This is a genomic window from Bacillus sp. 01N42_2 (assembly GCF_056399565.1).
The window spans coordinates 163,997-190,809 of sequence record NZ_JBFTRO010000002.1; the positions used below are offsets into that span (position 1 = coordinate 163,997).

The 26,813-nt window shown below is 50.4% G+C and carries 2 protein-coding genes; both read right to left on the reverse strand.

From position 1 onward, the window contains the following. Positions 1-12: 12 nt before the first annotated feature. Positions 13-16,305: a non-ribosomal peptide synthetase gene (locus AC1DN5_RS04765; RefSeq protein WP_366969364.1), complete on the reverse strand. Its 16,293-nt coding sequence runs from the start codon at positions 16,303-16,305 to the stop codon at positions 13-15. Next, positions 16,295-26,800 (reverse strand): SDR family NAD(P)-dependent oxidoreductase, encoded by a 10,506-nt coding sequence (locus tag AC1DN5_RS04770; protein WP_366969365.1) that lies wholly within the window; start codon positions 26,798-26,800, stop codon positions 16,295-16,297. The genes AC1DN5_RS04765 and AC1DN5_RS04770 overlap by 11 nt, the downstream gene beginning before the upstream one ends. Between the last annotated feature and the right edge of the window lie 13 nt (positions 26,801-26,813).

Below are 26,813 nucleotides of genomic sequence, written 5' to 3' on the forward strand. Positions count from 1 at the left end.
GCCTTCCCCTCCTTAACTCAATTGTTGTGCACGTCTAGTTACTTTAGGCTGATAGCTTCGCAGTTTTTGCATCGCCGAGCCGTGATGTTCCGGGTATACTTCTATCATTTCTTCCGGTTTTTCCAAAGGCTCTTCCGCCTGTTTCATCATGACGAACTGGTTCAACGGGCCGCCGAGCAATCGTTCAAGCGCCGCCATTGCTTCGGGCGCTTCAATTGATCCGACTCCCGCCTGTTTCATCCGTTCTTGATAGTCGGCAGATGAGACGATTCCGACACTGCCCCAGTAGCTCCAATTCATCACCGCCGCCTTATACGGCCGCGTTTGAGCCAAATGAGCGGCAAAGGCATCTTTGAAACTGCATCCGGCGGCGTAATTGCTTTGTCCGGCCGCTCGTGCAAATGATTGTACAGACGAGAAGAACAAAGCAAAGTCCAGCGGCTCATTTCGGAAAACATGGGCCATACTCACGCTGACATTGACCTTTGCAGCGAGCACGCTTTTAAAACGGCTTTCCGGCATATTTGCCAGACTTTGATCCTCTAAAACGATTGCGGAATGGATGATTCCGTTTATTTGCGGGTACGTGCGTTTGATCGTTTCATACGCCCGTGTGAGTTCATCCTGATTTGCCGCGTCTGCTTCAACATAAATCGGAGCCGGGCCGAACTGGCTGAGTCTGTCGATTTTTTCCTGGATGTCGCTGTTATGTTTTCGTCTGCCGATCCAAACGACGCGTGCCTGATACGTTTTTACGGCATATTCGCTCCATGCCTCGCCAATACCTCCGGCGCCGCCAATGACGACATAGACGCCGCCTTTTTGGTAAGCGGGCTGGCTTGACACCGGCTGCTGTACAGGAATGAGGCGCTGTTTGTACCAGAGATTGTTCCGGTACGCCCATGTATGGCCTTGCTCATCGAACGGCGCCGAGAACAGCTCCGCCTTTGAAACATCTTCCGGGCATCCGGCATCAATCAGCCTTGTTTGCCAGTTCGGATACTCTTTTGCGAGCGAGCCGATTAAACCGTGAAGGCCTGCGTGAGCCGGATCAATGATGTCCGTCGGCTGTACGGACTGTGTTTTTATGGTGACTGCAGTCAGGCTGATTCGCTTGCCTCCATATCCTAAAGCAAGCATGGCCTTGATCACTCTGTACATCTGGATGACGCCCGTATCCTGAGCTTTCACCATGTCAGCAGCGCTGTGAACAGGGGCGATCCATACGATATGGCCGAATGTCCCGCTTGCTTTCATTTTTGCTGCAACAGCCTCTATTTCATCCTCCGGGGTGATATGAAGCTTTTTCGCATAAGGATGATGCAATTGAAAAGCTGCGCTCTCCTCATCCCCCGCGATAAAGACAACCTCTTCCGTCTTATATGCCGGGCTTCGGTCACTGAATTCCGCAAGATTCCATACCGGAGCCAGAAGGTTTGCTCCATTTAATGATGTTTCCGGCGCAGGGCCTTCCATCATTCTGGAAGAAATCCCTTTAATCCTGACACAGACCCGGCCTGTCTCATCGCATAAGTCAATGTCCAGCCGCTGTATTTTCTCGTCCGTCCCCCGGGAGCTGACATACGCCCACATGCTTGTCGTGCACGGACTGAAAATGTCCAGTTCCTCAAGAGCGAACGGCAGTGACAGCTGGTTATCATCTGCGTGCAGCTTCAGCCCGATTGTCGCTTGCAAAGCTGAATCAAGCATACACGGGTGAAGAACATATTGATCTGCCGTTTCTTCGAGGAAGGAAGGCAGCCGGAGCTCAGCCAATGCTTGATTGCTTCCGATATGAATCTGCTTGATTCCTTGTTGTCCTGGACCGTAGTCAATACCGATTTTTCCGAATAAACCGTAACACTGCTCAGAAGTCAGCATGCTGCGGCTGCATTGAGCTTTCAGGGCGCCTATATCACGATGCGGAGTCTCAACGGCGCCGAGAATGCCGGCAGCCCCCTGACAGTGTATTTGCCTGCCGCTTGCTTCTGTTTGTGAAGCAGTGTAAATGTCATACACGATCTCACCGTTTTCCCTCGGAACGAGGCTGATCTGCGTTTCAATCGGGCGGCTTCCCGCTTCGATCGGCCGAACCCAACCGATGTTTTTCAGGCGGATGACAGACGGACGTTCTTTTTGCCCTTTGACCGCCTGAGCAACTGCTGCCCTAGCCATTTCCAAGTAGGCGACGCCCGGCATGACCGGTTTGCCTTTAATCAGATGATCGGTGAAAATCGTCTCCTGCCCCGTAAATTCAGATCGGTACCGCTGTTCTGTTAAATCCGATACGTTTTCGTGAAGCAGCGGATGCAGCACCTTGGCCGTCGGCACAGCTTGCGGCTTCTCTGCTTTCGGCCGGTTGTCTGTGATCCAGTACCGCTCTTTCGCAAACGGATAAGCAGGAAGACTCATCCGTTGGGGCTTGATATCAGCATATAGGCCGTCCCATTTGATATCGGCACCCTGCACCCATAATTCCGCAAGCTTGTCATTCTCCCGGCGGCTGATCAGTTCTTCTGTATCCGGTTCGCCGTTTGCGCCTGCCATAATGGATTTCAGCGCGGCTTTACCCGCTTTCCCTTTATAGATGCCCGCTGCGTCATAATTCCCTTTCGCACAGCTCTTTAGCTTGTCCCGCAGTTCTTCGGCGGAGGAAGCAATAACGGCCGCTCTCTCTTCCATGGCATCACGTCCCTGCTGAAGCGTGTAAGCAATGCCCGTAAGATCCTCATCCGTAAAAGAAGCTTGTGCCAGCTGGTGTGCCTGTTCTTGCAGACGGTCTTCTTCTTTGGCCGACAGCACAAAGATTTGAGGGTGTGTGAAAATGGCTGTTTTTCTTTCTTCCCTCGGGATATATTCTTCAATGACAACATGGGCGTTTACGCCGCCGATGCCGAAAGAACTGATTCCCGCACGGCGCGGCAGATCGCTGCCGTTTTCGTCTTTCAATGACGTCCATTCTCTTTTTTCCTGTACGATGTAAAACGGGCTGTCTTTCAGTTTGATATACGGGTTGATGACCTCGCTGTGGAGGCTTTTTGCAAGGGTTTTATGCTTCATCTGCATCAGCACTTTGATCACACCCGCGACACCGGCTGCAAGCGACAGATGGCCGATATTGGTCTTTGCCGAACCCAGACCGCAGTGACTCGCGTAAACGGCGGGATCGCCGGTTTTTTCGTACAGCTTTTGAAAGGCCGATTTCAGTCCGTTGATTTCGACCGGGTCGCCAAGCTCCGTTCCGGTTCCGTGCGCTTCAATATAAGTGACGGTTCTCGGATCAATGCCGGCTTTGTCATAAGCCGTTCTGACGACTTCCGCCTGGGCTTTCGGATTCGGCGTCGTCAAGGAGTTCGCGCGTCCGCCGTGATTGACCGCGCTGCCTTTAATGACGCCATAGATGTGATCGCCCGCTTTTTCTGCTTCTGACAGCTTTTTCAAAAACAGAATTCCGGCACCTTCACTGACGGCAAATCCGTCCGCCCTGTCGGAGAATGTTTTGCATTTCCCTTCTTTGCTCAGCGCGCCGGCTTTGTCATAAGCGATGTGGCCCTGCGGTGTGACGACGGTATTCACGCCGCCTGCGATCGCCATGTCGCAGTTCCCGTTTTCAATGGCGCACACCGCGTGATGTATCGCGACCAGCGAGCTGGAGCACGCAGTGTCGATCGGTTCACTCGGCCCGTGCAGATTGAGCATATAGCTGACACGGTTCGGTCCCGCAGACGGACTCATATTTGCGGCTGATGCACCGCCGATATCCAAGTCAGAAAACAGTGAGCCGTATCCGGTGTTTCCCGTGCCGATGTAAAGGCCTGTTTTCGTGCCGGAAAGGCTTTTAGCGGAATATCCCGCATCTTCAATCGCTTGCCACGCATACATCATTAACAAGCGCTGCTGCGGATCCATCTGTTCGGCTTCCAACGGTGAAATTCCGAAGAACAGCGGATCAAAATCCGCAACTCCGTCAATAAATCCGCCCCACTTTACATTTGTTTTGTTGGCTTCATTAAGCGGGTCGCCGTAATACTCCCGCCAATCCCAGCGATCCGCCGGCACCTCTGTTATGCAATCTGTTCCCTCTTCTAAGTTGCGCCAATACTCATCAATATTTGCGGCCTTCGGAAACACTCCGCTCATGCCGACGATAGCGATCGGTTCCGGTTTATGTTCAACCGCAGTCTGAACAGGCTGTACGGCAGTTTTTGCAAAGCGCTTGTTCCCTGTCAGTCTCATGCTGCCGTCATCTGTTATGCGGCTTTGTTTCTCTTCTTTCGGCTGTGTGCTGCCGGCAAATTGTGTGTGATAGTCTTCGGCCAGATGATGTGCCAAGGCTTGAATCGTCGCATATTCAAAAAATACGGTCGGTGTCAAATCAAGCTTATAAGTGTCATTCAGCTTGTTGGCGAATTCCGTCAGCGTAATGGAATCAAACCCGTATTGATTGAACTCCAATTCAATATCGATTTCATCAATGTTTATTTTCAGAAGTGCGGAAACCTCTTTTGCCAGCAATTCCTGAATTTTCGCCGTCAAGTCCTTCGGTGCAGGCGTTTCCTCCGTTTTCTTAACCGGTGCAAAAGCGGCTGCAGGCGTCTTCTGAAGCAGTTTCTCCCGCATTACGGCGCGGTTTCCTTCCATGACGAGCACGCTTGTTTTCCCCGTGCTCCATGCGTTGTAAAGAGCTTCTATTCCGGTTTCAGTGCGCATCGGCACGACACCGGTTCTTTTTTCGGTGAGCTTCGCCATTTCTTCATTGACTTGCATTCCGCCGTCTTTCCAAAGCGGCCAATTGACCGACAATGTATGTCCATGGCGGTACATTGCCTTAACCAGCGCGTTGCGGTATGCCGCATAGCTGTCCATAAATGCGTTTGCCGCCGCATAATCCGCCTGTCCCGCATTCCCGGTGACGCCGGATATGGATGAGAAAACGATGAAAAAGTCCAGCGCTAAATGCTCGGTTGCTTTATCAAGGTTGACAAATCCGTCGGTTTTAGGCGCCAATACACTGTAAAACTCTTCGGTTGTTTTCTTTGCGATATACTGATCTTTCATCACACCCGCGCTGTGAATGATGCCGTGAAGGCCGCCGTATTCCGTTTCAATTGTATTGACCAGCTCTGCCGCAGTTTGAGCGTTTGTCACATCAGCCTGTCTGTATTCCGCTTTTGCTCCGAGTGATTCAAGCGATTGCAGCAGCTTCCGCTGATTCTCGCTTAATGCGGAACGGCCTGTCAGAACGAGTGTCGGCTCTTTGACTTTGCGGGCGATTTCTTTTGCGAAAATAAAACCTAAGCCCCCGGCTCCTCCGGTAATAAGATAAATGCCTCCGTCATTCCACGGAATACGTATTTTATTGCCGGAGACGGCCGTTTCTTTGACATCTGCGCTGTATCGGATGCCGTTTTCATATTTGACATGGCTGTCATCAGCCCGTGTTTTATTTTCCCGGATGATGTCTGTGATTCTGCCGTTTTCCGCCGGTTCTATTTCAATCAGCTGGGTTTTCAGTTTTTTATGTTCCAGGCCGGCTGTTTTTAACAAAGCTGAAATCCCTGAGAGCAGCTGATGCTTATCTGTTTTAGTGAGAACCGTCTGGATGAGGACGTCTCCTTCCGTCTCTTCCTTCAGCAGTTTTTGCAGCGTCTCCAATATCCGCCCTGTATAATCACGGAAGCGCGCCGCCGCTTTCCCGTGCGGGGAGGTCAGTTCAATGCATTCGGCCCCCGCAGCTTCAACGGCTTGTTTCAATCCGGCGTCTGTGTCACAAAGCATCACGATATGCCGGGCAAAAACCGGTTCCGTTTGAACGGCAGCTTCATCGCTTCGGGTCCATACCGGCTCAAGCATGAGCGTTTCCGAAGCTTTTTCTTTTTTCTCAGGTTCTTTTTCTGCCGTTCTGAATGACAAACCTTTCAGCCTGACGCAAACCTTGCCATTTTTATCACAAATATCAAGATCGCGTTTTTCAACCTGGCCGGCTTTGTGGTCTTCGGAAAGTCTGGCGTAAACCCACATCTCGGCAGCGCATGCGCTGAATACTTCGAGCTCCTGAACCGCAAACGGAAGCATCAGCTTTTCATCATTTGTTCCGGTTAATATGCTTGATGCCTGCAACGCAGAGTCCATTAAGCCCGGATGCATGACATACTGCCGTACCGTGTCTGAACAAGCCGGATCAAGCGACAGCCTGCCCAATACGAAATCGTCACCTGTATAAATCGCTTTGACACCCCGAAAAGCCGGGCCGTAATCAAAACCGATTTTGCGGTACATATCGTACACTTCGTCTGCAGAAAACGGTGCCGCGGCGGATCGTGATCTCAGTTTTTGCAGATCAATGACCGGTGCCTTGGCGTCAGGGCAGATTGATACTGAACCTTGACTGTAAACGGACGGCTGATCTGTTTCCCGGCCGCTGTAAATGTCAAATTGAACATTATTTGCAGTATCGGGAACGAGGCGGATGTTGACATGGACCGGCTCGTCTTCAATGGTGATCGGCCGCACCCAAACCGTATTCTTAAGTTTGATGCTTCCTTGTCCGGCCGGCACTTCAGATGCCTGTTCCATTGCTGCGCGCGCCATTTCAAGATGTGCCACTCCCGGTAAAATCGGCACGCCTTGTACAACATGGTCCGCAAGGTAAAATTCTTCCCCTGTGTAGATGGAGCTGAACCGCTGTTCGGCAAGGTTTGATGTATTTCTGTGCAGAAGCGGATGCAGCACGTCTAGTTTTCCCGCTGAAACAATGGCTGTTTTTTCGTGTTTTCCGGTACGATTTTCCGCCCAATAGCGGTCTTTTGCAAACGGGTATGTGGGCAGGCTTATCCTCTTAGGCGGCCGGTCTCCGTACAGCTTCGCCCAATTGACGTTCAGCCCTTTGACCCATAATTCAAGCAGCTTCGCGTATTTGCCGCGTGCCATCCATTTTTCAACGGCTTCTTGAATATCTTCATCTTCCGTCAGCATTTGCAGCGTGCCTTTGTCTATTCTTCCTCTGTACAAGTCCGCGTTCTTATCCCCGGTGATAAACTGTGACAGTTTTTCCTGCAGTTCTTCTGCAGATCCGGCAATAACCGCCAGACGTTCTTCCATGGCGTCCCTTCCGATTTGGAGGGTATAAGCCATAGAAACGAGGCTGGATTGATCGTATCGTTTTTCAGTAAGCGCACGTTTCAGTTGTTCGGCCTGTTCTTTCAGGCGTTTTTCATTTTTGGCGGATAGAACGAAAAGACATGGGTTGATATGCGAATCATCTGCTTCCGCTTTTTCTTGCGGAATGTATTCTTCGATGACGACGTGGGCGTTTACCCCTCCGATGCCGAATGAGCTGATGCCCGCGCGGCGCGGCTCATCGTTTCCGTGTTCGTCCGTCTGCGTCTTCCATTCCATCGTTTCCCGCACCAGATAAAACGGGCTGTCTTCAAGCTGAATGTACGGATTTACCGTCTCACAATGAAGACTTTTTACCAATGTCCGATGCTTCATCTGCAGCAAGATTTTAATGATTCCCGCTGCTCCCGCCGCAAGGGATAAATGGCCGATATTCGTTTTGACTGAGCCTAAGCCGCAATAGCCGGACGCTTTCTCTTTTCCGTCTGTAAATGAGCTGAACGCTTGCTTCAGACCGTTAATTTCAACGGGATCTCCAAGTTCTGTACCCGTGCCGTGCGCTTCGATATAAGAGACCGTTTTCGGATCAATGCCCGCTTTTTTGTATGCGGCTTTAATGACTTCCGCCTGCTGTTTCGGGTTAGGCGTTGTTAAAGATGCCGCGCGGCCGCCATGATTCACCGCGCTTCCTTTAATGACGCCGTAAATATGGTCTCCATCCGCCTCCGCCGCTTTCAGTTTTTTGAGGAAAAAGAGCCCGGCTCCTTCCCCGTGAGCAAAACCGTCAGCCTGATCGGAGAATGTTTTGCATCGCCCTTCTTTGCTCAGCGCCCCCGCTTTGTCAAAGCTGATATACACATCCGGAAGAATGATCGTATTGATTCCTCCCGCCAAAGCCATGTCGCACGTCCCTTCTTCAATTGAAGAAACGGCATGATGAATGGCAACGAGTGAGCTTGAGCAGGCCGTATCAATCGGTTCGCTCGGTCCGTGCAGATTGAGCGTATAGCTGACACGGTTCGGGCCGACAGACGGGCTTGTATTGGCTGCGGACGACCCTTCAATCGTCGCATCGGCGTTGGCTAAAAGAGATCCGTAACCGGTATTTCCAGTCCCGATAAACACACCTGTTTTTGTGCCTGAGAGACTCTTTGATGCATATCCGGCATCTTCAATCGCTTTCCACGCATACGTCAGCAAGAGACGCTGCTGAGGGTCCATCTGTTCCGCTTCCCGGGGCGAGATTCCGAAAAATAACGGATCAAACTCTGCAATTCCGTCAATAAATCCGCCCTGGATGACGTTTGTTTTATTGGCTTCTTTTGCAGGATCCCCGTAGTAGTCCCGCCAGTCCCAGCGGTCTTTCGGAATCTCGGTCATGCAGTCTTTGCCTTCTTTCAGGTTCTGCCAGTAAGCTTCAATGTCTTCGGCCATCGGAAAAATTCCGCTGATGCCTACGATTGCGATCGGCTCCGGCTTTTGGTTCCGCTGCACTGTCTGCGGCGGTGTCTCAGTCAGAGTGCGGCGGCGCTTAACGGACGGGCGTGTGTTTTGAGCCTCTTTTACCGGGCTTTGTGATTGGACCGTTTTTGTATTTACCGCAAAACGTCCCGCGAATTCCTCTTCATATTCACCGATTAAATGAACGGCGAATTCATGAATCGTCGGATGATCAAAGAAAATCGTCGGCGTTAACGTGAGCCGGTACGTTTTATTTAACCGGTTCGTAAACTCGGTCATCGAAATTGAGTCAAGCCCGTATTTTGTCATTTCTTCATGAGGATCAATGTTGTCAAGCTTCACTTTTAACAGTGAAGCCGTCTGCTGTTTTAACAGATGCTTCACTTTTTCAAGGAGGCTGTCAGCATCAATGTCATGACGTACGCCGGTCTCTGCTTCCGGACGTTCATCTTCTTTGCGGAACAGCTTTTCTTTCATGGTTTTCCCATCTCCTTCAAGAACCGTCATCCGGGCTGTCCCGCTCATCAAGCCTTGATATAAGGCCTTAATGCCGGCTTCTGTGCCGAGCGGCGCGATTCCCGCCTCCTGCATCAGCATATCTTCTGTCTGCTTTCCTGCCTGCATTCCGCCTTCTTTCCATAACGGCCAGCTGACAGAAAGCGTCTTTCCGTATCTTTGTCCTGCGGCTTTCAAAGAACGGCGGTACTCGGCATACATCTCCATAAAGACGTTTGCGGATGCATAGTCAGCCTGGCCGACGCTTCCAAGCACACCCGATAAGGAGGAAAAGACAATAAAGACATCTAATTTCTCGTGCTGTGACGCTTCGTCAAGATAGACAAGACCCTTCACTTTCGGAGCGAGAACGTCTTGGTATTCCTCCGCCGTCTTCTTCACCATGTAGTTATCTTTAATAACACCGGCACTGTGTACAATCCCGTCCAGCTTGCCGTGACGTTTGCGGATATTGCGGATGAGACGGTATACTTCTGCTTCATCTGTGACATCGGTCTGCTCGTAAAAGACAGATGCACCGGCAGAACGCACTGTTTCCATCATATCTTTCTGCTTTTCTCCGAGAGCGGATCGGCCGGTTAATATGATGTCGGCGTCTTTTGTGCGGGTTGCGATCTCTTTTGCAAAGATCAGGCCTAAACCTCCCGCACCTCCTGTAATGAGATAAACGCCTTTATCTTTCCACGGAATGTCAGGCTCCGCTTCAGAAATGTCCAGCTCTTTCCAATCAGCGGCAAAGCGCTTGCCGTTTTCATATTTCACATGGACGCTTTCGGCATGCCTGCGGTTTTCCGCCGCTTTTTCCGCTATGCCTTCAGCACTTTCTTTATCATCGGCTTCTATCATTTGGCAGATCAGCTTGGATTGTTCAAGACATGCCGTTTTGAAAAGACCGGTAATGCCTGAGAACACCTGCTGTAAGCCGGCTGACCGCGTGACAGCCTGAAGAAGGATGCGGTCTTTCGGCTTATTTTTCATGATGGTTTTCATACGGGCAAACAGCTGACCCGCATAAGAGTGATACCGCTCTGCAATGGATGCGGGACGCTCGTCCAAGATCAAGACGCTTGCATGTTCAAGCTTTGCTTCGACGGCTTGTTTAACGGCCTCATCGTACTCACAGAGGAAAATGATATGCTGTTCATACGACGGCTCGCGGTCCGCCTGTTCCGGCTGCTCTTTCCAGACCGGTTCAGCCAGCAATGTCTCGGTACGGCTGACGGGAACGCCGGCACCCGCGTTTTCTTCCATAATCCGCGTTGAGAAACCTCTCATCCGCACACAAAGCACGCCGTTATTGTCATATAAATCAATATCGGCTTTTTGAATAGGATCGCCGGCTTTATTGTTCGCGCTGAATGTGACGTGCACCCACATGTCATCAGCGCATGGCTCCAGAACGTCCAGCTCCTCTAAAGCAAACGGCAATGCGGCTTTGAATGGTTCTCCGCTTTCTGCAAGTTGCGCTCTTGTCACGTTCTGCAAATATTCAGCGGCCTGAAGCGCACCGTCCATCATACTCGGATGAAGGATATAATCAGCTTTTGTATGAGAGACGGATTCAGGAAGCTTCAATTTAGCAAGCATCCGGTCTTCGCCTTTGTATACAAGCTGGACACCTTTGTAGCCCGGCCCGTAATCAGCTCCGATCATTCCGTTGTAAAACGCTTGAGATTCGATTGTTCCCTGCGTGCATCGGCGCTTCAGCTCATCAAGATCCGCTGTTTCTTCCGGTTCTTTCCGGATAATTTCAGCGATGCCCTGATTATAAAGAAGGTCTGCTTCACCGCTTGAATCATTCCCGCCGTACATTCTGTATTGAATCTGTCCGTCTTCTTCTTCATAAAGTCCAATATGAACACGGATAGCCTCCTGATCGGCTATCACCGGGCGGACCCATACGATATTCTTTAAACGCAGGCCCAGAGATTCGTCTGTTACCCCGCCGATGCTTCTCTCCGACGCAGCCCGTGCCATCTCAAGGGTGACGGCAGCAGGCACGATCGCCGTTCCTTTAATGATATGCTCGGCAATAAAATACTCTTTTCCCGTGAATTCCGAACTGAACCGCTGCTCCTGCAAAACGGATGTATTCTGATGTACCAGCGGATGCAAAAGCTTCGCATCTGTTTGCTTCACGGTTTCTTCCGGCCAGAAGCGCTCCTCTGCGAACGGGTAGGTCGGCGCACTGATTTTTTGCGGCGCGGAATCCTGATACAATAAGCCCCAATCGACACGCACTCCTTCTATCCAAAGCGCCGCAAGTGCTTTCAGCTTTTCATCCCGTGTCTGACATGCCGCAAGCTCATCCAGCTCCTGAGATGACGCTTCTTTATTTCTCACCTTTTCGCCCCGTAAGATGTTTTGGTCATTGCCATTGATGAAATCCTGCAGCTGCCGCTTCAAATCGTGACGATCATGACAGATAAAAACGGCTCTCTCTTCCATCGCTTCACGTCCGGTCTGATACGTAAATGCCAGATCATGCAAGGACACATCGTTTTCGGCGTCATTCAAAAAGTCAGAAAGACAAGACGCATAGGCAGTCAGACGCTCATGATTTCTCGCTGAGAGCGGAACGATATAAGGCGGCTGTCCGTCATTTGATCCGCTGATCGTTTTGTTTTCATACTGTTCAAAAATAGCGTGTGCGTTTGTTCCTCCGAGTCCGAATGAGCTTAACGCTGCGCGGTGCGGCGTGTCTCTCTCCGGAAGCGGTTTTCTCTTGTCCGCCACATAAAACGGCGAACCGCTGAATGTGATATTCGGATTCGGTGATGTGTAATTAAGGGTAGGCGCCAGCTCCCGATGATATAAACTCATCGCAACTTTAATACATCCGGCTAGGCCCGCTGCTGTATCCAGATGGCCGATATTCGTTTTTACGGAACCGATCCCGCAATACTGCTCCCGATCCGTGTAACGTTTATACACTTGCTGCAGCGCAGACATTTCAATCGGGTCACCCAATGTCGTTCCCGTGCCGTGCGCTTCAATGTAAGAAATGGTCTCCGGGTGAACGCCCGTGCTGTCTAAAACATGCTGGATGACGTCCGTCTGGCCTTTTACACTCGGTGCGTAAAAACCGACTTTATCCGCTCCGTCATTGTTCAGACCGATGCCTCTGAGCACGGCGTATATGTGATCTCCGTCCTGTACGGCTTGTGACGCCTTTTTCAGCAGAATGACGGCCGCTCCTTCTCCGCCCGCCATCCCGTCGGCTGAAGCGTCAAATGCCTTGACATGCCCGTCGCTTGAAAAATTCAATCCGGCTTGATGCACATAGCCGATGCTGGTCGAAGCGTGCAGAGTTGCTCCGCCGACGAGCGCGTATTCTGATTCTCCGCTCGTTATGCTTTTGCAGGCCGAATAAAGACCGACCAGTGATGACGAGCAATTGGAATGAACGAAATAGCTTGGCCCTTTTAATCCGAGCTTATGGGAAACCATCGTCGGAATCGTGCCGCTCTGCGCTAACACCCATGACACATAGCCGTCAGGTGATTCGTGGCCTTCTGTCGTTTTTTCCGGCAAAAGCGACCGATACGAATTATTGCTCGCCGACATATAAACGCTAGTCTTCGGAATCTCTTTGGATACATATCCCGCATCCTCGACGGCTTTCCAGGAATGAAGCAGCAGAAGCCGCAGCTGAGGATCCATAAATTCAGCATCTTTCGGAGAAATGTGAAAGAACTCAGGATCAAAGAGATCTTTTCCTTCTATCGCCGATAATGCCGGCACATAGTTTGGATTTTCGATCAAATCTTCCGGGACGCCGGCTTCCCGGAGCTCTTGTTCCGAATAGAAACGGACGCTTTCCTTTCCTTCTCTTAACTGCTTCCAGAACTCATGATGATTTTTCGCGCCGGGGAACTGACAGGAAATCCCTACTATTGCCACACTGTCTTCAAGGTAAGACGGCATCCCGTTTTGCGGTGTTTGTTCTCTTTCTCTCTCATCTTGGCCGGGCGCCTCTGATTCATCCGCCTGTTTTGTTTCAACAATAAAACGGCTGATCGCCTGAATCGTCGAGTGTTCGAATAAATCCGTAACGGTAAAATCACACTCCAGCTCCTGTTTAATGCGTTCTGCCGCCGCAACAGCCAAAAGCGAGTCGCCCCCTACATCGAAAAAGCCGTCTTCGGTTTTGATGCCTGCCGTATTCAGCAGGTCTTCCCATATTTCGGTCACTTTCGCTTCCGCTTCTGACAACGGCAGTCTGCCCGTCCTTTCAGACCGGTGAACGATCACCTTGCGCTGTTCCAGGTCCTTGCGGTTCACTTTTCCGCTCGGTGTTAACGGCAGCGCATCCAGACGGATAAAATGGGCAGGCGCCATATAATCCGGCAGACCTGATAAAAGATGACTGCGGAGCGCTTTTTCATCTGCCGAATGACCGGAGCGGGCCGTATAATAAGCAATCAGCTTTTTATGTCCGTTCTTTTCCTGCACAACAACCGCCTGATCAAGAATGTCCGGATGCTCGCTCAATTTTGTTTCAATCGCTCCCAATTCAATGCGGAAGCCGCGGATTTTCACTTGACTGTCAATACGGCCGGCATATTCTATATTTCCGTCAGGCAGCCATCTGGCCAAATCGCCTGTTTTGTAAAGCTTTTCCCCTTCACTAAACGGATTATCAATAAACGATACCGCCGTCAGCTCAGGCTGATTGTAATAGCCTCTGGCCAGTCCGGCGCCGGCTACGCAAAGCTCTCCGGCCACACCGTCAGGGACGGGGCTGAGCTTTTCATCGAGGATATAAAGCCTCGTGTTTTGAATCGGTTTCCCGATCGGTGTATTCCTGCTTGTAATGTCCTTATCGCCGCAGCTGTAGTAAGCGGCATAAATGGATGTTTCCGTCGGGCCGTATATATTTTCAATTCTGGCCTTTTTGAAGATGGAAACCGACTTTTTGACCAAGTCTTTCGGAAACGCCTCTCCGGCCACCATCACATATTTCAAAGGACCGCCTTCTGTAAATGCCGTATACCGCTTTACCGTTTCTAAAAATACATTAAACACGGCAGGGGCAAAATTCAGATGCGTCACCTGGTGAGTCTGGATATATTCCATGCAAAGCTGCGGATTTTTTTCTGCACCGGGCGGCAAAATGACAAGCCGTCCGTTTCCGATAAACCAGCCGAATAATTCTGAAATTGAAACGTCAAACACATAATTCGTTTTTAACAAATAGGCATCCTCATGCGCGACCGGATACTCCGCTTCTAAAAACTGCAGTGTGTTCATGATGGCTCTGTGCTCTACCATGACGCCTTTCGGTTTTCCCGTACTTCCGGACGTATAAAGAATATAAGCGAGATGATGCGGTTTTGAACGCGGCATCAGTTTCGCTCCGCTGACAGGTCCGCTGTTTTCAATCTCCACCGTGCTCACGCCGCCGATGGTTAACTCCTCAATCACGCCGCGTGTTTTTGCTTGCGTTAATACGATCGAAACACCGCTGTCAGTCAATACGTGTGCCATCCGTTCGTTTGGAAAAGCCGGGTCAAGCGGGACATACGCACCTCCCGCTTTTAAAATGGCGAGGATGCCGATGACCATCTCAAAAGAACGCTCCGTACAGATACCGACCGGGCATTCCGGTGTGACGCCCATTTCTTGCAGATGCACAGCGAGCGCCGTGCTTCGTTCATCTAATTCGCGATATGTAAGGCTTGTCTCACCGAATGTGACGGCTGCTCTGTCAGGGTGTCGCCCGGCTTTTTCTGCAAACACGTCATGAATGCAGCGGTTATTCGGCTGATGAGATGGACGGCTTTCCTCCCGTTTTTGATTGAGCAGGCCGGAACAGGCATCAAAAGCGATCTCCGGATCAGAAAGCACCTTTTCTGCCAGTTTCATATAATGCTCCGCCATCCGTTCGATGGAAGAAGGGCTGTAGACATCCGGGTTGTACAGAAATTGCAGGACGGTTCCCGTTTCTTTTTTATAGACTTCAAGCGCAAGCTCAAATTCACCTTCCTGATGAATGTCTTCTATCATTTCAATGCCGAGTGATTGATATCGTTCCGCCAGCTTTTCCGCTCCTTCTGTCTGGAAGAAGTTTTGATAGAAAAACGCGGTTTGAAAAACAGGCGAAACCGCAGGCGAGCGTTCCGTCTTCAATTCTTTGACAAGCGCCGGAAACGGATACGCGGCATGGTCCAGCCCTTCTGCAAGGGTCAGCTGGAGCTCCTTCAAAAACGCGGCAAAGGATTTGGCGCCCGTTTCCCTGCTTCTGACCGCGATCATATTAATAAAGTAGCCGATCACAGATTCAAATTGAGCCTCAGAACGCCCCATCGTCGGCATGCCGACGATGACATCTTCCTGATTCGTATATTGATAGAGCAAGCCTTTGAAAATAGCGAGATACACAACGGATTCATTAACATTATGTTTTCGGGCGCAAACTTTAATCTGCCGGTTCAGTTCATCAGGAAGCAAGCGCTGGTACGCCTGCCCCCTGCACGTTTGAACCGATGATCTCGGGTAATCCGCCGGAAGCTCAAGCACTGGCAGCGGTCCGTCAAGCTGCTTTTTCCAATAAGAGAGATGCGTTTTTCCCTTTTCGCTTTCCAGCAGCTCCTTTTCCCATTTCACAAAGTCATGATAATCTGCGGCCTGCTGAAGCATTTCCGGTTCTTTGCCTTCGCTTGCTTTTACATAAGCGTCCAGCAGCGCCGACATAAACGTCATAAGAGAGACGCCGTCAAAGATGATATGGTGAATGGTGATTAACACAATCGGCTCCGCCTGACGGAACACTTGAAAGCGCAGGAGCGGACCTGTTTCAAGCGCGAACGGTTCTTTTGCTTTTTCTTTAATAAACGAAAGAGCATCACGCCCGCTTAATTCGGAAAGATCTATTTCTTCAATCGGAAAGTGCCGATCCGCATCTTCAGCCTGATACGGAAGGCCGTTTTCCTCTTTTATCACACTCGTCAAAATAGGGTGCTGGCGCTGCACGGAAAAAAGGGCCGTTTTGAATGTCTCGATATCCAGCTTTTGAAAACGAAAGCATAACGGAATGTTGTATGCGCTCATCTCCGGAAACATTTTCTGAAGCATCCACAAACCTTTCTGGCCTTCAGAAAGCGGACGTTTTGCAGTCGTCCGCTTGAAAGCCTGAAGCTTTTGTTCTACTTCAGCGATGGTGAGCGTTCCTGATCTGTAGGCATCGAGAAGTTCTTTATGATTCATAGGTCTTACTCCCTTCTATGATGTCTTGCACTCTTTTAAAATCCAATGTCCCCTCGGAGACCTGTTTCATCATGGCGATGATCTCCTGATCCGTATACTCCTTGCTTTCCGGAGCGGCGGTTTCTGTTTCGGTTTCTTCCGTTCTGTAAAACGTTTCAATCGTTTCTTTGTGTTCTGTCAGGTAATAGCCCATGACGTCTCCGAGCGTGGCATAGCTGTAAAATAACGCCGGAGTGACTTCAATGCCGTAATGGCTCGACAACAGCGAGGCAAATTTGGCTAAATAGATGGAATCAAATCCGAATTCCGCCCAGTTTTTATGCAGAATGAGCTTATCCTTGGATATTTTCAGCAGATTGTGTATCAGCTCTTTCAAATCCGCTTCGAGCCGTTTTTCTGTGCTTTCTTCCGGGATACGGCGGCTCACGGTTTCCAAAAGAACTTCCGGTTTTGATGAATCGTCCCGCCGTATGCCTAAAAATCGCTCGGCGCGGCTTCTTTTGCCGGCAATGACAAGGTACTGTGTATTGTCTTGAGAAATGATGCGCTCAAACAGCTCAATGCCTTCATCTGTTTCCAACAGGCGCTGGCCGCTTGATTTCAGATACATGCCCGTCGTCTCTTCACCGCCGACGGCCATTCCGCCGTTTTTCCAGACCGGCCAGTTTATGACAAAAGCGTTTCCGCTTTCTGATTGTTCATTTTTATAATGGGCATACGCCATTTGGAACCTGTTCGCCACTGCGTAATCACAGCAGCCGAAATCCCCTAAAACAGCCGATGTGGATGAAAAGTAGCAGATGAAGTCCAGGGTTTCGTTTTTCAGCCACTCGTCAAGAAGCAGGCTTCCGTTTATTTTCGGTTCAAGCGTATTGCGGAAGTTCCCGATTTCATTTTCAAAGACGGATGTTCTGCTTTCGATGCCAGCCGCATGAATGACGCCGTGAATGGCTCCGAATCGTTCTTTCGCGCGTTTGATGCAGTCGCCCATTCCGATCGGATCACAAACATCGGCTTCGGCGTAAAGAACACCTGCGCCGAGATTTTCCAACTCTTTCATTTTTTCTTTCTTTTCCTCATTGATCGGCGATCGCCCCGTGAGAATGACATTTGCCTGATAGTTCCGGGCGAGGCGGCGGGCAAATAAGTAGCCGAGCCCTCCTAATCCGCCCGTAATGAGATATGTGCCCCCGGTTCTGATTCTGCTGTTTTCTTTCGTTAATCCGGTCGGTTCAGTGTGATAGACATATCGTTTCCCTTCTTCGAGGAAAACGGTATCGTCCGTATCAGCCTTCAGCTCGTCCCAAATGGTTCCCATCCAGTCTGTCATTGATGCGCCGGCTTTTCTGAAGAGGCCGGTAATGCCCGTTTTCGGGAGGACCATGCCGAGCGAACGCTCAAATCCGATCCATGATTCCAAGTAGCATTTTTCCAGACCGGATGCATATTCCCCCGCCAGTAACAGTCTTTCCGGCTGCAGACCGGTCTCGGCCATAGCCTTGAGAATATAGACGATACATGAAAAATCTTCGATGCAGCTTTTATCTTCAAGCGCCCATAAATACAAAATGGCAGATACTTCACCGTACTCTTTTTGAATGTCCGCAAAAGCGTCTACATATGATTGCGGATCTTCCCGCACCACTTGGCAGCGTCCGGCTGATAAGCCCTCGTACCGGTTTCCCTGAGCGATAAAAATAACGTCAGCTTCACTGTCATACGATTTGATCACAGAGACGGCTTCCTGCTGCTTCTTCTGATCAGTTAAGAAAGAAATCAACGTTTTAATTTTCTTTTCTCCGGCAGCAGGCAGAGCCTGTTCTTTAAGAACTTCTCTAAAAGCCATCACTTCAAACTGCTCCGCCTGATCACTTTCATCAGCCGGCGCCTTAACGGGCACTGTTTTACTTTGTACAGGCGGCTGATGCCAGAAGCGTTCTTTCGCAAACGGATAAGCAGGCAGGCTGATGCGAACCGGAGGACGGTCTCCGTATAATTTCGCCCAATCGATGTCCAATCCTTTTACCCAAAGCTCAAGCAGCTTAGAATATTTCTGTTTGCTGATCCAAGCGGCAATGATGGTTTCCATGTCATCATCGGCCGCAAATACGGCAAGCAACCGTTTGTTTTTTTCCGTACCGTCACGGTGCAGTCCGGCGCTGTCTTGTCCGGCGATAAATCCATTCAGTTTTTCTTCAAGTTCAGGCAGTGAATGAACGATAAAGCCGAGACGCTCTTCCATCGGCACACGGCCCGTCTGGAGAGTATAGGCTATGCTCATCAGATCACGGCCGCTGTATCTTTTTTCACGGATGGCGTCTCTAAGCTGTTTTGCTTTTTCGGTGAGTCGTTCGCTGTTTTTCGCAGACAGGACGATGATGGCGGGCTGATCTGCCGGCGTCTCATCAGGTTCTTTGTCTGCCATATATTCTTCTATGACGAGGTGGGCGTTTGCTCCCCCTGCGCCGAAGCTGCTTAACCCGGCCCTTCTCGGAAGCTCTTTTCCGCCGATAACGGGACGCTTCCACTCACCGAGCTCCTGCTGAACGGCAAACGGCGTATACGCGAACTCAATATTCGGATTCAGCTCTTTCGCGTGCAGGGACGGCGCGATTTGGCGGTCTTTCAGCTGGAATAATATTTTTGTCAGACCCGCAATGCCTGCTGCGCTTTCACAATGGCCGATATTTGATTTCGCAGAGCCGATGGCGCAAAACTGTTTGTCTGTTGTATCCTCTTCAAATGCTTTCGTTAATCCGGCAATTTCAATCGGATCGCCTAATGCGGTCCCCGTGCCGTGGGCTTCAATATAACTGACGGTGCGCGCCGGGACGTTTGCTCTTTGGAAAGCCTCTTTTATTAAGGCGGCCTGCGCATTCGGATTCGGAACGGTGTAGCCGTTCGTTTTGCCCCCGCTGTTAATGGTGCTTCCTTTAATTACACCGTAAATGTGATCGTTATCGGCGATCGCTTGATCCAGCGGCTTTAATACGACCGCGCCTACCCCTTCTCCGTCGACAAAACCGTCCGCGCGGTCTCCGAACGATTTGCACGTGTCGCTTGCAGAAAGCATGTTCATGACTGACAGATTCATATAATGGACCGGGTCGGTCACAAGATTTACGCCGCCGGCAATCGCGCATTCGCTTGAACCGCTGTATAGGCTCTCAAGCGCCAGATGAATGGCCGTCAAGGATGAAGAGCAGGCTGTGTCAACGGCAATGCTCGGTCCTTGGAAATCAAAAAGGTAAGATACTCTGTTGGCAATGGACCAGTAGCCGTAGCCTGTCGGGTAGTTTTTGTTCATCGCTCCGGCAAAAACGCCGATTTTTCTGCTTTGGCACAGGTTGTCAGGCGTATAGCCGGCATCCTCGATACTCGCATACGCCGTTTCTAAAAATAATCGCTCCTGCGGGTCCATTCGCTCCGCTTCCAAAGGAGAAATCTGAAAGAACAGCGGATCGAACTTGTCCATATCCTCAATGAAGCCGCCCCATTTCGTATAAATAGAGCCTTCTTTACCTTTTTCTTCATCGTAGTAATCCTGCCAGTTCCAGCGCTCCCGCGGGATTTCTTCTATGCAGTTTTTTCCTTTTTTAATGTTTGCCCAAAGCTCAGCCGCTGTTTTGGCCTGCGGGTAGCGTCCGGATACGCCGATAATCGCCACGTCGCGAACTGAACTTTGCCGGACGGTCTCTTTGGCTGCCTGTTTTTCTTTCCGCCGCCAGTCAGTGCGAAGCGGCTTAGCCGGCTGTACAGCCGGCGGTTTTGATGCCGCCAGTTCTTCCTGAACAGGCGTTTGTCCGGTCAGTTTGATCATCTCGTCTTTTTTCGTTTTGATTAAGTGGCCGACGAGAGCCTCAATCGTCTGGTATTCAAAAAATAAGGTGCTGCTGACTTGCTCTAACACATTTCGTAACGCATTTGTCAGCTGTACGACGACGATAGAATCAATTCCGTATTTTTCAAGCGGCGCTTTCGGATCAATTTGAGCCGGCGGAATTTTTAACGTTTCTCCAATTAACGTTTTCAAGTACTCGGTGCTTTTTTCTGTTAAGGCTGTGCTTTTTTCGGCCGTTGTTTGCGGCTGAAGTTCCGGCGCTTTTTGTGGTGCGGTCCGTTTTCCGGTCTCAGCTTTAAGCGTTTTTTGGCGCACAATGCCATTGCTTTTTGCCGCTATAATCTGATGGCTTAATTCATGTGCCGCTTCTGCCGGGAAGAAGACAGAATGCCAGCCTTCACTTTCTAACACGCGCTTCCAGCTTTCCGGATACAAGCCCGGGCATCCTGGAATTCGAAGGCCGGAATCTTCATGCAGCCACCAGCCTTCAAGCAGACCGAAAGTAATATGCGGGAACAGGCTGTTGCCCGCCATCTCATTTAAGAGCAGCAAACCGTTGTCTTTTAAAACGGCTTTGGCGTTTCTCAGCGTCTGGCGTATGTCTTTTGTCGCGTGGAGCACATTGGCGGCAACGGCGATGTCGTATGCGCCCGGCTCTATGTCCTGACCGGAAAGCGGTTCTTCTGCATTAAAAAGTTTATAAGTCAGATAAGGATTGTGTTTGCCGTATTCTGTCTCCGCATGCACGAGAAAAGCTTTCGATACATCGGTGTAACAGTACTCTTTGATATGGTTTTGATACGGCTTAAGCTTTTCAAATATCCCCGCGCTTGTGCCGCCAGTGCCCGCTCCGATTTCCAGGATGCGGATCTCGGCTTTTGGATTTTTACTGATGTTTTCTTTCACATAGGCCGTTAATGTATCTGACAGGGCGCCGTTGAAGTAATCCGCGACTTGGTTGTGTTTATAAATTCCTTCAACGAGTTCCATTGAAGAGTGCGGGAACATGATGTCTGTCGCCGGCACGTTTTCGCGCAGAATGTCCGGCAGTGCTTTAAGCATCGTCTCGGCTAAAACAGTCATCGCTTTTGTATCGGCATGATTGAGCCATTCCGCCTTTTCCTGCTCCCACTTCCGCCATAACGAGGCGGTTGTGTTTTCAGCGCGGGCTGCCAGTGTAAATGAATCGGCATCCCCTTCCAGATAGCCGTATTCCAGCAGAAAGGCGATCGTTTGATTGAGCCATTTTTTAAAATAGCCGTGTTCAGGCTCATACGCTTTAAGGCTTTGCGGCGTCAGCAAGTCCGCCTCTTTTAGCTGGGCGATCAATAGCTGATACAGAAAATCATCAAGTTCCTGATGCCCGGTCTCTCTTACAAGACGTGCGCCCGGCGGAGCAACCTTCAGCTGTTGTCCTGATATAAGCGGCTGAGGCGGATAAACAGACATCTTTTCTCGTTCATTCATTCCCTCTACTGCGACCGGTTTTGTCGTATGAATGAAAGCAGCCTGATCAACCCGCAGCGTCATAAGGGTTTCAAGCGCCTCCATCGCAGCGTCCGGTTCGATCAATCCCAATCCGATCTGATCCATCAGCTGAATAAAATTGCCGTCTTCAGCCGCCTCGCTGCTGCCCCAGTAGCCCCAATTCATGACTTTGACCGGGCAGTTCCATTTCTGAGCAAGTTCCTTCGCAAATGCGTCACTAAAGGCGCATCCTGCGGCATAATGGCTTTGTTTCACATTATGGATAAATGCCACAAGCGAGGAGAAGAAGAGCGCAAAGTCAAGCGGCTCCCGTCCAAATACCTCCGCCATAGATACACTTACATCGGCTTTTGCCCGCAGCACCGATTTGAATTCTTCTGTCTTCATATTATTTAAGCTTTGCTCAGACAGATCCATTGCCGAGTTGATGACACCGTTAATTTTTGTATGACGCTCTTTGATGAGCTGATAAGCCCGCTCTAAGGAAGCCCTGTCAGCGGCATCGGCGGAAACATATTCAGGCGCCGGGCCGAATGCGCTGAGCCGGTCGAGTTTCGCCTGTATCGAATCATTCAGCGTGCTTCTTCCGATCCAAATGACGCGTGCTTTGTAGCGGCGGATCATATATTCACTCCATGCCTCACCGAGATACCCGGCGCCTCCGATCACGGCATAAACCCCGCCTGTTTGGTACAGCGTGCCGTTTTTCGGCATATTGTCAAGCGGTATCAGCTGCCGCTCATACAGCTCTTCATTGCGGTATGCCCAAACTCTTCCGTTTTTCCCGGCAGAAAGAGAAAGCGCCTCGCCGATCGGCCAGATGCCATCGGTCTCTGTGTCAATCATGCGGATATTCCAATGCGGATATTCTTTCGCCATTGTCCCGGCAAGTCCGCTGACCGCTGCTTGTGACGGATCAGCGCTGTCCTGATCTGAAAACGGCTGGGCATTTGCTGTGACGAAGCACCAATCCAGATGTTTCCCTCCGTATCCTAAGGCAAGCAAAGCTTTCATCAGCTTGAACACATGAAAAACGTTGCGCTCCTGTTCCTTAAGGATGTCAGCACTCTCAGCCTGCGGCGCCAGCCAAATGATTTGCTCCAGTTCTTTTTGTCCTTCAAGCAAGTGCGTAAGAGATGTGATATCATCCGTGCTTCTGATTGGATAGTAAGAAGCATTCGGCAGATGCTCTTTGATGCGCGCGCGGCTTCTGTCAGTTCCTCCGAAAACCGCAGTCTGCTTATCCGCCGTTTTCGCTTTCCCGGTATTTATAAGTGCAGCGGGCTCCCATGCCGGAATCATCATCGTATGGCCGACAGGCGCCTCTGAAGTTTCACCGACCGCTGTTTGGCTTGGTTCAAGCGCCCGGACGGACGCGCCTTTCATCCGAACATAAACCGTACCGGCATCATCGCACATATCAATGTCAAATTTTCTTACGTTGTCATCTGCTTTGCTGCCTTCTGTGTACCGGATATATGACCAGATCTGTTCAGGACACGGCCCGAACACTTCCACTTCCTGCATCGCAAACGGCAAAGAAAGCTCATGGCTGTCTGCATCGTCATGAATCGAGCGGACAAGCAGACCGACGGAGGCGTGAAAAGCGGCGTCCATTATACTCGGGTGAAGCGTATACAGCTCTTTATCGTCTTGAACGGAAGCCGGGAGTGAAATACGGGCCAGTAACCGGTCTTCCCCGATCAGCAATTGCTGTACGCCCCTGTATGCCTCTCCGTAATCCAGGCCGATCTTTTCAAAAGCACTGTAACATTCTTCCGCCGTCACGATCCCTAAATCGCAGGAAGCCTTGACAGACTCAATATCTAACTGAGCACTGCCCTGTGCGGTAATGACCGCTTCACCCTGGCTGTGAATAACCGGATCTTCGCCGTTTACTTCTGCCTCACTGTATATTTCATAGGTAATCTCACCGTTATCTTCTGGATAAAGGGCAATATGTATTTCCTTCGGTTTGTTTTCAATCATGACCGGCCGGACCCAAACGACCTGTCTGAGTGTGACGCTATGGCCTTTGTCCGTCACGCCCGCGGCCTTTTTCACCGCTTCTGCGGCCATTTCTAAATAGGCGACGCCCGGCAGAATTTTTTGTCCGTTGACGACATGGTCAGACAGGAAAAACTCATCTCCCGTAAAAAGAGAAGTAAAACGCTGCTGTGAAAAATCTGACGTATTTTCTTGTAAAAGCGGATGCAGCACAGTGCCTGACAGGCTTTTCCCGTGTTTTTTCTGCTGCGGAATCCAATAGCGCTCTTTTGCAAACGGATATGTCGGAACGCTTGTTTTACGCGGTTTATCCGCATCGTACAGCTTATTCCAATCTACTGTTTTCCCTTCTGCCCATAAACCGGCAAGCTGTACCGGATCACCTGTTTCAGGAGCAGGTTCGCTCAGTTCCGGCATCTCGGCTTGTCCGCGCCAAAATCCGGGGATGGTTTCGCTTCCTTTTACGAAATCATTCAGCTTTTGCTTCAATTCGCGGGTGTCATTTGCAAGGAAGACCGCTCTCTCCTCCATTGCTTCGCGTCCTGTCTGAAGCGTGTAAGCCAGTTCAGACAGCACCGTCTTTTCAGAAAGCGACCCGGCTAGTTTTTCCGCATAGGCCAGAAGCCTGTCTTTATTTCTTGCGGACAGCGGGATGATTTTGGCTGCATCGTTCTCAGGTGCAGGCGCTTTGTGTTCCGGCTGAATGTATTCTTCTAAAATGATATGAGCATTCGAACCTGATGCCCCGAAGGAACTGAGCCCGGCCCGGCGCGGATAATACGTGACTTTTCCGTTTTCTTCGGCTGCCGGCTGGTTCCAAGGAGCAGTCTGCTGCTGTACGTAAAAAGGAGACTTCTCAAATTTCACGTATGGATTTAATTCCGCGGAATGCAGAGATTTGACAAGCGTTTTGTGATGAAGCTGCAGCGCAGCCTTTGTTAATCCGCTGATGCCCGCCGCCGATTCTGCATGGCCGATATTTGATTTGACTGAACCGATGGAACAAAATTGCTGATCCTGCGTCCCTTCGCTGAACGCTTTTGACAGACCTTCAATTTCAATCGGGTCGCCTAACGAAGTGCCTGTTCCATGAGCTTCCACATAACTGACGGTCCGCGGGCTGATCCCTGCTTTTTTCAGACATGTCTTAATGACTTCTGCCTGTGCAGCAGGGCTCGGGACGGTAATCCCGCTTACTTTCCCGACGTGGTTCACGGCGCTTCCTTTAATGACCGCGTAAATCCGGTCGCCGTCCTGTTCGGCTTTTTCCAGCGGCTTGAGTAATACCGCACCGACTCCTTCTCCGGAAACATAGCCGTCACCGCCCTCGCCGAACGTGCGGCAGCGGCCGTCGCTTGAGTGCATGCCTACGCTTCCGTAGCTCAGATATTTCGCGGGGTGGAGCGACAAGTTCACCCCTCCCGCAAGCGCGGCCTCACATTCGCCGCGGCGGATGCTTTCAATCGCCAGATGAACGGCGGTCAATGATGAGGAACAAACGGTATCGACCGCGATGCTCGGCCCGTGGAAGTCACAATAATAAGACACTCTGTTGGCGATCTGCGCATAATTCAGCGAAACCGGAAAAGGATCAGTTTCCGATAATTGTTCTGCGCCGATTAAGGAATAATCTTTATGCATCACTCCTGCAAAAACGCCGATCGGATGCTGTTTCGCCCCTTTATTTCCAAGCGTTTCAGGCGTATACCCCGCATCTTCAATCGTTTCCCAGCAGGTTTCTAAAAACAGGCGTTCCTGCGGGTCCATCATTTCCGCCTCACGCGGTGAGATTCTGAAAAACTGCGGATCGAAGCAGTCGGCATCGTCGATGAAACCGCCCCATTTTGATACGGTCTTTCCAGATGGGGACGTTACGTTTTTATATGTTTTCCAATCCCAGCGGGACTTCGGAACTTCAGTGATGCAATCCGTGCCCGCCTTAAGGTTTTCCCAAAACTCCGCCACATTTTCCGCTTTCGGATAGCGGCCGGCCATTCCGATAATCGCAATGTCACCGGTGTTTTCATGATGTTCTGGCACGTCCGGTGATTCGGCTGCACGTTCCGCACATTCAAATGAAACGGTCTTTTTCAGATAGGCTGCCAGTTCTTTTATATTCGTATATTCAAAGAGAAGAGTGGGCGCGAGTTCCGAACCCGCCTTTTTACTGATATCCTGCACAACCTCAAGCAAAGAAGATGAATCCAGCCCGAGCTCGTAGTAGCCGGCAAGAACGTCCAGCGTCTCCCAAGGCTGACCAAGCTTATCAGCCAAAAGCTTCTTCAAAAACAGAATGATGTCTTTTTCATCTGCGCTTTCCGGCTCTTTTGCATCCTGTTTATTCTGTCCTGCTGTGTGCCCGTCTTCTTCGAGCCGAACCGCTTTTCCCGTAATGTTTTTAAGCTCAGCCACCTTCTGTCCGGAACGGCTGAAGTACTCGATAGTCATCGTTGTAAGTTCTTTTTCCTGACGGACGCCGGAAGCGGAAATACGCGCCGTACACTCTGATTGAAGCCTGCCGGCGGCTTTGAACGATTCATAATATAAAGGCAGGTGAAGCCGGTTTGTTTCAGAAAGCAAGCCGCTCGCCCCGATGCCGCTCGCATCCAAAAGGGCGGGATGGAATAAAAAGAAATCCTTTCCTTCTTCGCAAGAAAGCTCAGCCAGCATGCCGTCTTCTGTTTCGTATAATCGTCCGCTCGATTTCATCATCCCGGAATGAACCAGGTCATGATCCACGCAGCGGTTATACATGTCATCGAGATCCAGAGATCGGACTGACTGCTTCAGCTCGCCGAAATCAATGGTTTCGTCAAATGTGACTGCGTCTCTTTTCACCATTTCAGCCGTCGCATATTGTATATTGTCTGACAGCTCGTCATCTTGCTGTTTCTGTCCGGAAAGGGAGATGAGCCACTTTCCATCTCCGCTTTCAGAACATTGAATGGTCAGAATGATTGCAGCCGTTTCACTGACGGTTAAAGGCTGATAAATCGTGACATGCTTCAGTTCGAGCTCATTGTATGAATAACCGTGCTCCTGAAAAACCTGATAAATCAAATCGATATAACTAAGACCGGGCAATACCGCTTCACCAAAGACCGTATGGCCCTTCATGATAGGATGATCCAGTGAAATATTGATTTTTTCCGATATCATTTCTTCCCACTCC